This window comes from Mycobacterium sp. TKK-01-0059 (assembly GCF_000709305.1).
Classification (GTDB): Bacteria; Actinomycetota; Actinomycetes; order Mycobacteriales; family Mycobacteriaceae; genus Mycobacterium; species Mycobacterium intracellulare.
In genome coordinates this window covers 3,958,134-3,970,961 of sequence record NZ_KL446993.1, presented here as the reverse complement: position 1 = coordinate 3,970,961, position 12,828 = coordinate 3,958,134, and the positions used below count along the sequence as shown (strand labels likewise).

The 12,828-nt window shown below is 71.6% G+C and carries 12 protein-coding genes; 6 read left to right on the top strand and 6 right to left on the bottom strand.

Annotated features, from left to right (window positions below):
• Positions 1-67 precede the first annotated feature (67 nt).
• Positions 68-1,144 carry a glycerate kinase family protein gene (locus K883_RS18770; protein WP_020822306.1) on the bottom strand — a complete coding sequence of 359 codons (1,077 nt, stop codon included), beginning with the start codon at positions 1,142-1,144 and terminating at the stop codon, positions 68-70.
• Between the two features lie 242 nt (positions 1,145-1,386).
• Here K883_RS18770 and K883_RS18765 point away from each other — a divergent pair, with 242 nt between their 5' ends.
• The 4 genes from K883_RS18765 to K883_RS18750 are packed head-to-tail and all read left to right on the top strand — an operon-like array spanning position 1,387 to position 4,402.
• Positions 1,387-2,019, top strand: coding sequence for a DUF3043 domain-containing protein (locus tag K883_RS18765; protein WP_225324938.1), 633 nt, complete (start codon positions 1,387-1,389; stop codon positions 2,017-2,019).
• A gap of 27 nt (positions 2,020-2,046) precedes the next feature.
• Positions 2,047-2,583, top strand: coding sequence for a bifunctional adenosylcobinamide kinase/adenosylcobinamide-phosphate guanylyltransferase (locus K883_RS18760; RefSeq protein WP_020822305.1), 537 nt, complete (start codon positions 2,047-2,049; stop codon positions 2,581-2,583).
• Positions 2,583-3,644, top strand: coding sequence for a nicotinate-nucleotide--dimethylbenzimidazole phosphoribosyltransferase (cobT, locus tag K883_RS18755; protein WP_020822304.1), 1,062 nt, complete (start codon positions 2,583-2,585; stop codon positions 3,642-3,644). The genes K883_RS18760 and cobT overlap by 1 nt, the downstream gene beginning before the upstream one ends.
• Positions 3,641-4,402, top strand: a complete 762-nt coding sequence (locus tag K883_RS18750; RefSeq protein ID WP_020822303.1) for an adenosylcobinamide-GDP ribazoletransferase — start codon at positions 3,641-3,643, stop codon at positions 4,400-4,402. The genes cobT and K883_RS18750 overlap by 4 nt, the downstream gene beginning before the upstream one ends.
• Before the next feature lie 92 nt (positions 4,403-4,494).
• Here K883_RS18750 and K883_RS18745 read toward each other — a convergent pair whose 3' ends face one another.
• Both K883_RS18745 and gcvT read right to left on the bottom strand, forming a co-directional pair.
• Positions 4,495-5,601, bottom strand: a complete 1,107-nt coding sequence (locus K883_RS18745) for a branched-chain amino acid aminotransferase (RefSeq protein ID WP_020822302.1) — start codon at positions 5,599-5,601, stop codon at positions 4,495-4,497.
• A 55-nt stretch (positions 5,602-5,656) separates the two neighbouring features.
• On the bottom strand, positions 5,657-6,760 hold the full coding sequence (gene gcvT / locus K883_RS18740) for a glycine cleavage system aminomethyltransferase GcvT (RefSeq protein WP_020822301.1): 1,104 nt from the start codon (positions 6,758-6,760) through the stop codon (positions 5,657-5,659).
• 50 nt (positions 6,761-6,810) lie between these two features.
• Between gcvT and K883_RS18735 the strand changes: the two genes are divergently transcribed.
• Positions 6,811-8,358 carry a leucyl aminopeptidase gene (locus K883_RS18735; RefSeq protein ID WP_036455196.1) on the top strand — a complete coding sequence of 516 codons (1,548 nt, stop codon included), beginning with the start codon at positions 6,811-6,813 and terminating at the stop codon, positions 8,356-8,358.
• A gap of 8 nt (positions 8,359-8,366) precedes the next feature.
• Here the strand turns inward: K883_RS18735 and K883_RS18730 are convergent, their stop codons facing one another.
• Together K883_RS18730 and K883_RS18725 are read right to left on the bottom strand one after the other, a co-directional pair.
• The gene (locus K883_RS18730; RefSeq protein ID WP_036455195.1) at positions 8,367-9,962 is read right to left on the bottom strand and encodes a phytoene desaturase family protein; all 1,596 of its coding nucleotides are present in this window, start codon (positions 9,960-9,962) and stop codon (positions 8,367-8,369) included.
• Positions 9,959-10,408, bottom strand: a complete 450-nt coding sequence (locus K883_RS18725) for an SRPBCC family protein (RefSeq protein ID WP_036455194.1) — start codon at positions 10,406-10,408, stop codon at positions 9,959-9,961. The genes K883_RS18730 and K883_RS18725 overlap by 4 nt, the downstream gene beginning before the upstream one ends.
• A gap of 139 nt (positions 10,409-10,547) precedes the next feature.
• Here K883_RS18725 and K883_RS18720 point away from each other — a divergent pair, with 139 nt between their 5' ends.
• Positions 10,548-10,889, top strand: a complete 342-nt coding sequence (locus K883_RS18720; RefSeq protein ID WP_008256029.1) for a hypothetical protein — start codon at positions 10,548-10,550, stop codon at positions 10,887-10,889.
• A gap of 5 nt (positions 10,890-10,894) precedes the next feature.
• On the opposite strand, the gene K883_RS18715 is transcribed toward K883_RS18720, so the two are convergent.
• The gene (locus K883_RS18715; RefSeq protein WP_036455193.1) at positions 10,895-12,673 is read right to left on the bottom strand and encodes an SDR family oxidoreductase; all 1,779 of its coding nucleotides are present in this window, start codon (positions 12,671-12,673) and stop codon (positions 10,895-10,897) included.
• Between the last annotated feature and the right edge of the window lie 155 nt (positions 12,674-12,828).

Sequence of the window (12,828 nt, the reverse complement as noted above, 5' to 3'; positions counted from 1 at the left end):
ATGCCTCATTTGTTGAGCGGGGACCGATCACGCCCGGCGCCGCCGGACTGCCGGAAAATCCACACCATCAACGGTACCTTGCAGGACCGCTATTCCCGAGTCGCGCCGCCACAACGGACGCCAGACCCATGAGCTGATTGGCCGCGTCGGCCTGGGCCAGCCGCACCGATCCGGCGTGCTCGGCGATCGACAGCGCGGCCATGATCCCCGACGAGCGCACCGTCGCGTTGTCCAGATCGACCTGGCCGGCCAGGACCACCACCGGGATGCCCCGCGGCCGGGCGGCGTCGGCCAGAAAGCCCACCACCTTCCCGTGCAGGGACTGCTCGTCGAAGCGGCCCTCGCCGGTGACGATCAACTCCGCCGTGTCGAGATCGTCGGAGAGCCGGGTGTGTTCGGCGATGATCGCGGCCCCGGACTCACACCGCCCGCCGAGCGCGAGCAGCCCGGCGCCGATGCCGCCGGCGGCGCCCGCGCCCGGTTCGGCGCTCACGTCGCGCCCGGCCACGGCCTCCAAGATGAGCGCCCAGGCCTGCAGCCGAACCTCCAGCGCCGCGACGGTGGCCGTGTCGGCGCCCTTCTGCGGCCCGAACACTCGGGCCGCTCCCCACGGACCGAGCAGGGGGTATTCGGTGTCGGAGGCGGCGATCAGCTCCACGTTGCCCAGTTGGCGGCGGGCGGTGTCCAGGCCGCCCAGCTCGGCGATCATGCCCTGGCCGCCGTCGGTGCACGCGCTGCCGCCCAACCCGACGACGATCCGCGTCGCCCCCACCCGCAGCGCCTCGGCGATCAGCTGCCCCACGCCTTTGCTGTGGGCCGCCATGGCGGTCTCCGGGGTGGGCGGACCGCCGAGCAGCGTCAAACCGCAGGCCTGGGCGCACTCCAGGTACGCGGTCGCCGACCCGGGATCGAAGACCCATTCGGCCTCCACCATGGCTTTTAGCGGCCCCGACACCCGCAATCGCCGCATCTCCCCCAGCCGGCTGGCCAACACCTCGACGAAGCCGGGCCCGCCGTCGGACTGCGGCGCGACGATGAACCGGTCGCCCGGACGCGACCGTGTCCAGCCGGTCGCGATGGCGGCGGAGGCTTCCAGGGCGGACATGCTGTCGGCGTAACAGTCCGGGGCCACCAAAACCTGCATCGCGGGTAGCTGAAGGCGGCCGGGTGCCAGGCCGGGGGCAGCATCATCCGAGGCCATCGACCCGTCGTCCATCAAAGGCAGCCATTCATCACGTGTAAGAGTAGGGCCAAGTGCGGCACTAACGCAGGTCTAATAGCAAGGCATTCCAGGCGAATTCCGGCGCGCGTCATCCGCGAAGTAACCTGGCCCCTGTGAAGCTTTTGGGTCGCAAGAAGGGCCAGGACACCGACCTCGATGAAACCGTGGCCGTGTCGGCCGCCTCCGACGTTGCTGGCGCCCCGGACGCCGCACCCCGCCGGACCGGACCCAAGGGGCGTCCCACGCCCAAGCGCAACGAGGCCCGCCGGAACGCGAAGAAGGGCCCCGTCGCGCCCGCACCCATGACCTCCGCCGAGGCGCGGGCCCGGCGCAAATCGCTGGCCGGGCCCAAGCTCAGTCGTGAGGAGCGCCGCGCCGAAAAGACCGCCAACCGCGCGCGCATGTCGGAGCGCCGCAATCGCATGATGGCCGGCGAAGAGGGCTACCTGCTGCCGCGCGACCAGGGCCCGATCCGGCGCTACGTGCGCGACGTGGTGGATTCCCGGCGCAACCTGCTGGGCCTGTTCATGCCGTCGACCCTGTTTTTGATGTTCGTCATGTTCGGCGTCCCGCAGCTGCAGCTTTGGATTTCCCCGGCGATGCTGGCGCTGATGGCGGTGATGAGCGTCGACGGCCTGATCCTGGGCCGCAAAGTCAGCAAGCTGGTCGACGCGAAATTCCCCGACAACACCGAAAGCCGTTGGAAGCTAGGCCTTTATGCCGCCGGCCGCGCCTCCCAGATGCGCCGGCTGCGGGCGCCACGGCCCCAGGTCAAGCATGGCGCCAGTGTCGAATAACCGTTACCCGAAGGCCGGCTGACGCCGGTGCGCACCCTGGTGCTCGGCGGGATCAGGTCAGGCAAGTCACGGTGGGCGGAGGACGCCATCGCCGCGGGGTTGCCGCCCGGCCGGCCGGTTCATTACCTGGCTCCCGGGCCTGCCGGTGCCGACGACGCGGCCTGGGCGCACCGGGTCGCCGAACATCGTGAGCGCCGGCCCGCGCATTGGGCGACGATCGAAACCCAGGACATCGCAACGCAATTGCGGCAATCCGCGGACACCCCCACCCTGGTCGACGACCTCGGCACCTGGCTGGCCGGCGCGATGGACCGCGAGAACGCATGGGAGGGCGGCTCGGTGGCGGCGCCGGTCGACGACGTGGTGTCCGCGGTCGGCGGCTTCGCCTCGACACTGGTGCTGGTCAGCCCGGAAGTCGGGCTGACCGTCGTGTCCGCCACCGCGTCCGGGCGCCGGTTCGCCGACGAACTCGGCGGCCTCAACCAGCGCCTCGCCCGGCTGTGCGATCGGGTCGTGCTGGTGGTGGCCGGGCAGGCGGTGCCGATCAAACCGCCGGGGGGCTAATGGAATTCGCCGTCGTGTCACCGCCCGACGCGGGCGCCGCGGCCGCCGCCCGCGCGCGCCAGGACGCCCTGACCAAGCCGCGCGGCGCGCTGGGCCGCCTCGAGGACCTGTCGGTGTGGATCGCGTCGTGCCAGGGCCAATGCCCCCCGCGACAGTTCGAGCGCGCCCGGGTGGTGGTGTTCGCCGGTGATCATGGTGTCGCCGGCTCGGGGGTGTCGGCCTACCCGCCGGAGGTGACCGCGCAGATGGTCGCCAACATCGACGCCGGCGGGGCAGCGATCAACGCGCTGACCGGCATCGCCGGGGCGAGCGTGCGCGTCGCGGACCTGGCGGTCGACGCCGAGGCGCTCAGTCCACCGATCGGCGCCCACAAGGTGCGGCGCGGCAGCGGCGACATCACGGTGCAGGACGCGTTGAGCGACGAGGAGACCGAGCGGGCCCTGGCCGCCGGCGCCGCCATCGCCGACGAGGAGGTCGACGCGGGCGCGGATCTGCTGATCGCCGGTGACATGGGCATCGGAAACACCACGGCCGCAGCGGTTTTGGTGGCGGCGTTGACCAACGCCGAGCCGGTCGTGGTGGTGGGCTTCGGCACCGGGATCGACGACGCGGGGTGGGGACGCAAGACCGCCGCGGTGCGCGACGCCCTGTTCCGCGCGCGGCAGGTGCTGCCGGACCCGGTCGCGCTGCTGCGCTGCGCGGGCGGCGCGGATCTGGCGGCGATGGCGGGCTTTTGCGCGCAGGCTGCGGTGCGGCGCACACCGCTTCTGCTCGACGGCATGGCGGTGACGGCGGCCGCGCTGGTCGCCGAGCACCTGGCTCCCGGCGCCCGGATGTGGTGGCAGGCCGGTCACCGGTCCACCGAGCCGGGCCACGCGTTGGCGCTCACGGCACTGGATCTGGAGCCGATCCTCGACCTGCGCATGCGGCTGGGCGAGGGAACCGGCGCCGCGCTGGCGGTGCCGGTGCTGCGCGCCGCGGTGGCCGCGCTGTCGTCGATGGCCACGTTCACCGAGGCCGGCGTGTCCAACCGCCCCGACCAGGCCGCTCCCCCGTCGTGATCCGTTCGCTGGCAACGGCTTTCGCGTTCGGGACGGTGCTGCCCGTCCCGGGTGCACGGACCGCGCCGATGGGTCGGGGCGCCCTGACGGCGCTGCCGGTGGTGGGTGCGGCCCTGGGTGCGCTGGCCGCGGCGGTGACCTGGGGCGGGGTTCACGCGTTCGGGCCGTCCAGCCCGCTGCCCGGGGCGCTTGCGGTCGTGGTGCTGCTGCTGATCACGCGCGGCCTGCACGTCGACGGCGTCGCCGACACCGCCGACGGCCTGGGCTGCTACGGGCCGCCGCAGCGGGCGCTGGCGGTGATGCGGGAGGGATCGACCGGGCCGTTCGGGGTGGCCGCCGTCGTCGTCGTGGTGCTGCTGCAGGGGCTGGCGTTCTCGGCGCTGGGCGCGGGCGGCGGGGTGCGCGGCCTCGTCGGGATCGCCGTGGCGGTGTTCGCCGGGCGGGTCGCCGCGGTGCTGGCCGGCCACCGCGCGGTGCCGGCCGCCGAGGGCAGCGCGCTGGGTGCCGCGGTCGCCGGAAGTCAGCCGACGGCCGTGGTGGCGGCCTGGGTCGCGGTGCTGCTGGGGGTTTCGCTGGCGGCCGGGCCACGGCCGTGGCACGGACCGGCGGCGGCGCTGCTGGGCCTGGGCTGCGGCGCGGTCCTGGTGCGGCACTGCGCGCGCCGCTTCGGCGGGATCACCGGCGACGTGCTGGGCGCCGCGATCGAGCTGACGACGACGGTGTGCGCGGTGGCGCTCGCGGGCCTGGTGCGGTGGTAGCACGCCGAGCGCCCGGCCAGCCGGGCGCCGACACCCGAGCGCCCGGCTGGCCGGGCGATCGGGCGGCTACCCGAGCTGCCTACCCGAGCCGCCTACCCGAGCCGGGCCATCCAGCCGTGGGTGTCGGCGAAGGTGCCCCGCTGAATCCCGGTGAGCGTGTCGCGCAGCGCCATCGTCACCTCGCCGGATTGGCCGTCGGCGATGGTGAATTCGGCGTCGCCGTACTTGACGTGGGAGACGGGTGTGATGACCGCGGCGGTGCCGCAGGCGAACACCTCGGTGATCTCGCCCGCGGCGGCCTTCTTCTGCCACTCGTCGATGTCGATCTTGCGTTCCTCGACGGAGAACCCGGCGTCAATGGCCAACTGCAGCAACGAATCCCGCGTGATTCCGGGTAGCAATGAGCCGGACAGTTCCGGGGTGACCAGCCGCGCCGACCCCCCGCTGCCGAACACGAAGAAGATGTTCATGCCGCCCATCTCCTCGACGAAGCGTCGCTCGACGGCGTCCAGCCACACCACCTGGTCGCAATCGTGGGCCGCGGCTTCGGCCTGAGCGGACAGCGAGGCGGCGTAGTTGCCGCCGAATTTGGCCGCGCCGGTGCCGCCGGGGCTGGCCCGCACGTACTCCGTCGACACCCAGACCGTGACGGGGTTGATGCCGCCCTTGAAGTAGGCGCCGGCCGGCGAGGCGATCACCAGGTAGCGGTATTGCCGGGAGGGCCGCACGCCCAGTCCGGGCTCGGTGGCGATGACGAACGGGCGCAGATACAGCGCCTCTTCCCCACCGGCGGACGGGACCCAGGCGTTGTCGACGGCGATGAGCTGGCGCAGGGATTCCATGAACAGTTCTTCGGGCAGTTCGGGAACCGCCAGCCGCCGCGCCGAGGACCGCAGCCGGGCGGCGTTGGCCTCGGCGCGAAACGAGACGATCGAGCCGTCCGCCCAGCGGTACGCCTTGAGGCCCTCGAAGATTTCCTGGGCGTAGTGCAGCACGAGCGCCGACGGGTCCAACTCGATCGGGCCGTAGGGGATGACGCGCGCGTCGTGCCAGCCCCGGCCCTCGTCGTACTCGATCGCCACCATGTGGTCGGTGAAGTATTTACCGAAACCCGGCTCGGCCAGGATGGTTTCGCGTTCGGTGTCGGTCGCCGGACGTGTCGAGCGCGAAACCGTGAACTCGAGGGAGCCACTGGTCATCCGCCGATTGTATATCCGCCCGCCGAATCGGATTTCGCCCGCGCGGGCGGCGCGGCTAGCGGGTTTTCACCGCGACGAACGGCGGGCGCACGACTTCGCAGGCGGCGCGACGGCCGCGGACGTCGACGGTGATCTCCTGGCCGTCCTCGACCCCGGCGTCGGTGTCGAGGAGCGCCAGCGCGATGCCGGCCTGCAGCGTCGGGGAGAAGGTGCCCGAAGTGGTCACCCCGACCGGGGTGTCGCCGGCCAGCACGGTCTGCCCGGCGCGCAGCACCCCGCGGCCGGTCATCCGCAGCCCGCGCAGCAGCCGCCGCGGCCCCGCCTCCTTCTCGGCCAGCAGGGCGTCGCGGCCGAAGAACGCCTCCTTCTTCCAGCCGATCGCCCAGCCGCAGCGGGCCTGCAGCGGGGAAATGTCGAGCGACAGTTCGTGCCCGTGCAGTGGATAGCCCATCTCGGTGCGCAGCGTGTCGCGGGCGCCCAAGCCGGCCGGCTCGCCGCCGGCCGCCGTGACCGCGGCGGCCAGCGCGTCGAACACCACACCGGCGGACTCCCACGGCGGCAGCAGCTCGTAGCCGTGCTCGCCGGTGTACCCGGTGCGGCAGACCCGCACCGGTACCCCGGAATACGAGGTGTCGGCGTAGGCCATGTAATCCATGTCGGTGGGCAGGCCCAGCTCGCCGAGCACGTCGGCCGAGCGCGGGCCCTGTACGGCCAGCACCGCATAGGAGCGATGCAGGTTGGTGATGGACAGTTCGGGGGGCGCGGCCGCCTGTAGCGCGTCGACCACGGCCGCGGTGTTGGCGGCGTTGGGCACCAGAAAGATCTCGTCGTCGTCGACGTAGTAGGCGATCAAATCGTCGACGACCCCGCCGGATTCGGTGCAGCACAGGGTGTATTGCGCCTTGCCGGGCCCGATCCGGTTCAGGTCGTTGGTGAGCGCGGCGTTGACGAACCGCGCGGCGCCCGGCCCGCGCACCAAGGCCTTGCCCAGGTGGCTGACGTCGAACAGGCCGACCGCGTTGCGCGTCGCGTTGTGCTCGCTGACCGTGCCCGCATACGACACCGGCATCAGCCAGCCGCCGAACTCGGCGAAGCTGGCACCCAGGTCGCGGTGACGGTCTTCTAACGGTCCGTGCAGAAGGTCGGCTTCGTTGCTCACGACTCTTCACCCTAAGGGGCCGCGACGGCCGGCCCGTTAGGGTGATGCGGATGAGCACAGAACCCGGTTACGCCTCCCCCGCTGTCACTGTCGCCTCCTCGCTGCCCCGGCGCGCCGCCGCGTCCACCGTGCTGATCGTGCCCGTCGTCTCGACCGGCGACGACGACAAGCCGGGCGCGGCCGTCACCGAGGCCGGGCCGTTTCTGTCCTCGGATGCGGTCGCCGAGATCGAGTCGGGGCTGCGCGCGCTGGAGGCCACCGGCGGCGCCGACCAGGTGCACCGCCTGGTGGTGGGATCGCTGCCGGTGTCCAGCGTGCTGACGATCGGCCTGGGCAAGCCGCGGCCGGAGTGGCCGGCCGACACGGTCCGCCGCGCCGCCGGGGTGGCCGCGCGGTCCCTGGGCAGCACCGCGGCCGTGATCACCACGCTGGGCGAGCTGCCCGGTGACGGCGTCGTCTCGGCCGCCGTCGAGGGCCTGATCCTGGGCAGCTACCGGTTCACCGACTTTCGCAGCCCCAAGTCCGCACCCAAAGACAAAGGGCTGGGCAAGATCACGGTGCTCGCCACCGCCAAGGACGCCAAGAAGGACGCCGCGCACGGTGCGGCCGTCGCGACCGCGGTCGCCACCGCCCGCGACTTCGTCAACACCCCGCCGAGCCACCTGTTCCCTGACGAATTCGCCAAGCGTGCAAGGGCTTTGGGCGAGTCGGTGGGACTCGAGGTCGAGGTGCTCGACGACAAGGCGCTACGCAAGGGCGGTTACGGCGGGATCATCGGCGTCGGCCAGGGGTCGTCGCGGCCGCCGCGGCTGGTGCGGCTGACCCACCGGGGCGCGAAGCTGGCCAAGCGGTCCAAGCAGGCGAAGCGAGTCGCCCTGGTGGGCAAGGGCGTCACGTTCGACACCGGCGGCATCTCGATCAAGCCGGCGGCCGGGATGCACCACATGACCTCGGATATGGGCGGGGCCGCGGCGGTCATCGCGACGGTCACGCTGGCCGCGCAGCTGCAGCTGCCCATAGACGTGATCGCCACCGTGCCGATGGCCGAGAACATGCCGTCGGCGACGGCGCAGCGCCCGGGTGACGTGCTGACGCAGTACGGCGGCATCACCGTCGAGGTGCAGAACACCGACGCCGAGGGCCGGCTGATCCTGGCCGACGCCATCGTGCGCGCCTGCGAGGACAACCCGGACTACCTGATCGAGACGTCCACGCTGACCGGCGCGCAGACGGTGGCGCTGGGCAGCCGGATCCCCGGGGTGATGGGCAGCGACGAGTTCCGCGATCGCGTGGCCGCGATCTCGCAGCGGGTCGGCGAAAACGGTTGGCCGATGCCGCTGCCCGACGAACTCAAGGAGGACCTGAAGTCCACGGTGGCCGACCTGTCGAACATCAGCGGGCAGCGCTTCGCCGGCATGCTGGTGGCGGGGGTGTTCCTGCGCGAGTTCGTCGCCGACGGCGTGGGCTGGGCGCACATCGACGTGGCCGGCCCGGCCTACAACACCGGCGGGCCGTGGGGGTATTCGCCCAAGGGTGCCACCGGCGTGCCGGTCCGCACCATGTTCGCGGTGCTCGAGGACATCGCCGAAAACGGCTGACGCGCAGACTATTTCGTCAGCAGCGACATCGCGGCGCGGGTCAGCCTGCGCCGCGGCCAGCCGCTGACCCCGCCCGCGGCCAGCGCGGCGTTGGCGGCGTTGCGCCCGCAGGCGCCGTGCACCGAACCGCCCGGGGTGGCCGACGCACTGCCCAGATACAGCCCCTCGACCGGGGTTTCGGCCCGGCCCATCCCGGCCGCCGGTCGAAAGATCAGCATCTGCTGAAGCTGCGCGGTGCCACCGTTGAGCGCGCCCAGGTGCAGGTTGGCGTCGCTGGCCTCCAGGTCCGACGGGCGCTGCACGAACCGGTCGATCACCGCCGCGCCGAAGCCGGGCGCATGCTCCTCGATGACCCGGTCCACCGAGTCGGCGAGGCGCTCGGCAGAGGAGTCGTCGGCGACATTGCGGGGCAAATGCGTGTACGCCCACACACTTTCGGTGCCCGCCGGCGACCGGGTCGGGTCGGCGGTGGTGGTCTGCCCCAGCAACATGAACGGATGCTCGGGCACCGTCTTGGTGTTCAGGTCGGCCATCCAGCGCACCAGCCCGTCGCCGTCGGCCCCGAGGTGCACGGTGCCCACGCCGCGCAGCCGTTGCGCCCGCCACGGAACCGGCTCGCGCAGCGCATAATTCACCTTGACCACCGGCGGATCCCACGCGAAGTGCTCGAGGTCGCGCCGCACCTTGGGCGGCACCGCGTCGGCGGGCAGCATGTCGCAGAACAGTCGCGGCGCCGTCACGTCGGCCACCACCGCCCGACGCGCCCGCACCGTGCGCCCCTCGGCCGTCGTCACCGCGACCGCCCGGCCGCCGCGCACCTCGATGCGAGAAACGTTCTCGTTGCACTCGATTCGCGCGCCGGCGGAGCGGGCACGGCTGACCAGCGCGGCCGTCAGCTGTCCCGACCCCCCGACCGGCACCGGCCAGCCGCAGTCCTGGGCCAGCATCGTCATCAAAAAACCCATGGCGCCGCTGATCGGCGCATCGGGCGGGGCGTCGGCGTGCATGGCGTTGCCCAACAACAAGACTCGCGGTGCCTCCCCGGCGAATAGCTCGCTCGCCATGGTGTTGGCCGGCTGCACCAGCAGGCGCGCGACCCGGATCGCTTCCGACGTACCGAGTTCGGCCAGCAGCCGCAGCAGCGGGCGCACGGGCGGGAAGGGCGCCAGCATCGCGTCGAGCAGGGGCGCCTTGATGCGCTCCCACAACTTCACGATGCGCCACCAGTTTTCGCCGTCGGCGGGCTCGCGGCGCGCGAATTCCGCGGCGGTGCGCGCCGGGTCGCGGTAGATAATGGGCGGGTCGTCGTCGGCGCCGCCGCGGGGGTGGCCCACCACCGCGGGCGCGTGTGACCATCGCAAGCCGTGGTCCTCGAGCCGCAGCGCGGCGATCGCGGGCGAGGCCACCGTCATCGGGTAGTACGAGCTGAACAGGTCTGTGATGTAGCCCGGGGTCAGCTCGGCGCTGCGCACCGCGCCGCCGGGCTCCGGCTGGGCTTCCAGCACCAGCACGTCCCACCCCGCGTCGGCCAGCATCGCGGCGGCAACCAGCCCATGGTGCCCGGCACCGATGACGACCGCGTCGGCAGCGTCGTGCACGGTCACTTCACCTGGCTCGGCTCCAGACGTTCCGCTAGTGCCGCCAGCCGCAACAGGCACTCCTTGTTACGCGGGTAGGCCGCGGCCAACGCGACCGCATCGGGAACGAGGCTCATCGGGCCCTCGACCGGCACCTCGATCATTTCGATCCGGCACCCCTGCGGAATCTCGTGCAGCAGCATCGTGATCCGCGCGGCGCCCATCGGCCCCAGGCGGGCGCACAACACCAGCCTGTGTGGCGGTTCGCTTTCCTCCACGATGGTGGCGTCGTCGATCACCAGCGGCCAGATCCCGATGGAATGCCTGATCGAGGAGCCGGCCTCCGGCCAGTTCGGATCCACGGCGCGCATGCGGCTGTTGCCGACCACCCACTGGGTGTAGGTCCAGCCCTGCGCAAGCACCTCCCAGACCCGCTCGCACGGGACGGGCACCTCTCGCGTCGCAGTGATCACCGCACATCCTTTCCGCTCGTGACTACTGCGGCGGGATACCCACCCACGGGCGCTGTATCCGTCCGGGTTTATCGGCGAGGCGCTCCGGTTAATCTGCAAGCGGTCGTAATCCCCGGCAGGAAAAAGCGAAAGGCAAACCATGACGGCGCGACGGTTGATCATCGGTGTGGGCGCGGTGCTGTTGCTGGCCGGGGTCATCGGTTTGTTGGCGCCGGTGTCGGTCACCGACAGCAATGGCCACTCGGTGGGGTGCGGCAACGCCGTCGCGACGGATCTCTCCGAGGCCAGAAGCGCGAACAACAGCAATGGCGCGAATATCCCGATCCTCAACCAGATCGTCCCGCACACCGACTTTGTCGCGCAGTGCCAGTCGTCGGTGGGTGGCCGCCGGGCGTGGGCCATCCCGCTGGCCGTGCTCGGCGTCATCGCGATCGGCGCCACCCTGCTGACCGGGCGCCGCGGCGCGGCCACGGGCCCGTAATCGCCTCAGATCACCCGCATCCGCGCGGCGTTGCGCAGACCCTGCGGCGCCACCCGCGAAAGTCCGTACAGCGCATAGGCTTCCGGCGTGACCGGGCGGATCGGTTTCTTCTTCCTGACCGACGACAGGATCGCGTTGGCGACCTTGTCGGGGCCGTAGCGCCGCAGCGCGAACATCGTGCCCAGCTGCCCGCGGCGCCCGTCGACGGCCTCGGCCAGCTTTCCCGCGGGTGCGTCGAAGCGGGTGGTCTTGATGATGTTCGTGTCGATGACGCCGGGGCAGATCGTGGTCAGGCCGACGCCGGCGGCGTCGAGTTCGGCGCGCAGACAGTCCGAGAACATGTAGGTGGCCGCCTTCGACGTGCAGTACGCGCTCAGCGACTGCAGCGGGGCGTAGGCGGCCATCGACGACACGTTGACGATGTGGCCGCCGGTGCCGCGCTCCACCATCCGCCGCCCGAACGAGCGGCAGCCGTTCACCACCCCGCCGAGGTTGACGTCGAGCACGCGGTCGAACTGCTCGGCCGGGGTGTCCAGGAACCCGCCCGCCTGCCCGACGCCGGCGTTGTTGACCACGATGTCGGGCACGCCGTGCTCGGCGCTGACCCGCTCGGCGAACGCCTCCACCGCCTGCGCGTCGGACACGTCGAGCACGTAGGCGTGCGCGACGCCGCCGCGGGTGGCGATCTCGGCGGCGGTGGCCTTGACGGCCGCCTCGTCGATGTCGCTGATCACCACCTCGGCGCCCTCGCGCGCGAACGCGAAAGCGGTCTCGCGCCCGATGCCGCTGCCGGCGCCGGTGACCGACACCAGGGTGTCGCCGAACGATCCGCGCGGCCGCCCGATTTGCGCGCGCAACAGGGCGCGGCTGGGCTGCTTGCCCTCGATCAGGTCGGCGAAGTCGTGCACCGCCGCCGCCATCACCTGCGGGTGCGACATCGGGGAGAAGTGACCGGCCCGGATGTCGCGGCGCCACAGCCGCGGCACGAAGCGCGGGGTGTGGTCGTACCCGTACGGCCGCACGTACTTGTCCCTGGTGTTGACGATCAGCTGCACCGGCACGTCGATGACCGCGACGCCGTCCTTGCGACCGGAGAACGAGCGAAAGTAGTTGGCGGGATAGGTTTTCACGGACTGGGCGGCGTCGCGCGCGAGCTTGTCGGAATGATGGATCTGCTCGACGGGAATGTTGTCGACCGCGTTGCGGCGCAGCGCCGGCACCGACAGCGTCAGCCGCAGGAACAACGGCGCCAGCACCGGGATCGAGAACAGCAGCATGTACGTGAACCGCAGCGCCTGGCTGAGCGCCCGGAGGAAGGTACGCGGACGCCACGGCGCGCGCAGGCCCGTGAAGATGTAGTCGACCAGTTGGTCCTGAGCGGGCCCGGACACCGACGTGAACGTGGCCACCCGGTCACCCGCGCCGGGGCGCTTGAGGTAGTGCCACACCCCCACCGAGCCCCAGTCGTGGGCCAGCGCATGCACGGGCGCGCCCGGGCTCAGCTCGCCGGTCACCGCCGCGAAGTCGTCGGCGAAGCGATCCATGCTGTAGGCCGATACCGGCTTGGGCACCGAGGAAAGGCCGACGCCGCGGTTGTCGTAGCGGATGATCCGGAACCGCTCGGCCAGCAGCGGCACGACGCCGTCCCACAGCACGTGCGAGTCGGGAAAGCCGTGCACCAGCACCACGGTGGGGCCCTCGGGGTTGCCCTCTTCGTAGACGGCGATGCGCGCGCCGTCCGCGCTGTCGACGAAATGCCGGGGTAGTTGTTGTGATGGCGGCATCGGACCTCCCGCTCTGGCTGCCGTGGCCACACGGTAGCAAGCGTGATCGGGGTCACCCGGCCAGCGCGCGGTATCCGCCCTGGCTGCGTGCCGGCGCGGCCGCAGTGACAGGATAGTTTTGGATTGCTACTTCGCCTTCCACAAGCGAGCTGCAC

Excerpts from the sequence above, each read along its gene's own strand:
- K883_RS18720 (WP_008256029.1), top strand. The coding sequence starts at position 10,548 with ATGACGGCGCGACGGTTGATCATCGGTGTGGGCGCGGTGCTGTTGCTG.
- K883_RS18745 (WP_020822302.1), bottom strand. The coding sequence starts at position 5,601 with ATGACCAGTGGCTCCCTCGAGTTCACGGTTTCGCGCTCGACACGTCCG.
- K883_RS18770 (WP_020822306.1), bottom strand. The coding sequence starts at position 1,144 with ATGCAGGTTTTGGTGGCCCCGGACTGTTACGCCGACAGCATGTCCGCC.
- K883_RS18715 (WP_036455193.1), bottom strand. The coding sequence starts at position 12,673 with ATGCCGCCATCACAACAACTACCCCGGCATTTCGTCGACAGCGCGGAC.
- K883_RS18735 (WP_036455196.1), top strand. The coding sequence starts at position 6,811 with ATGAGCACAGAACCCGGTTACGCCTCCCCCGCTGTCACTGTCGCCTCC.
- cobT (WP_020822304.1), top strand. The coding sequence starts at position 2,583 with ATGGAATTCGCCGTCGTGTCACCGCCCGACGCGGGCGCCGCGGCCGCC.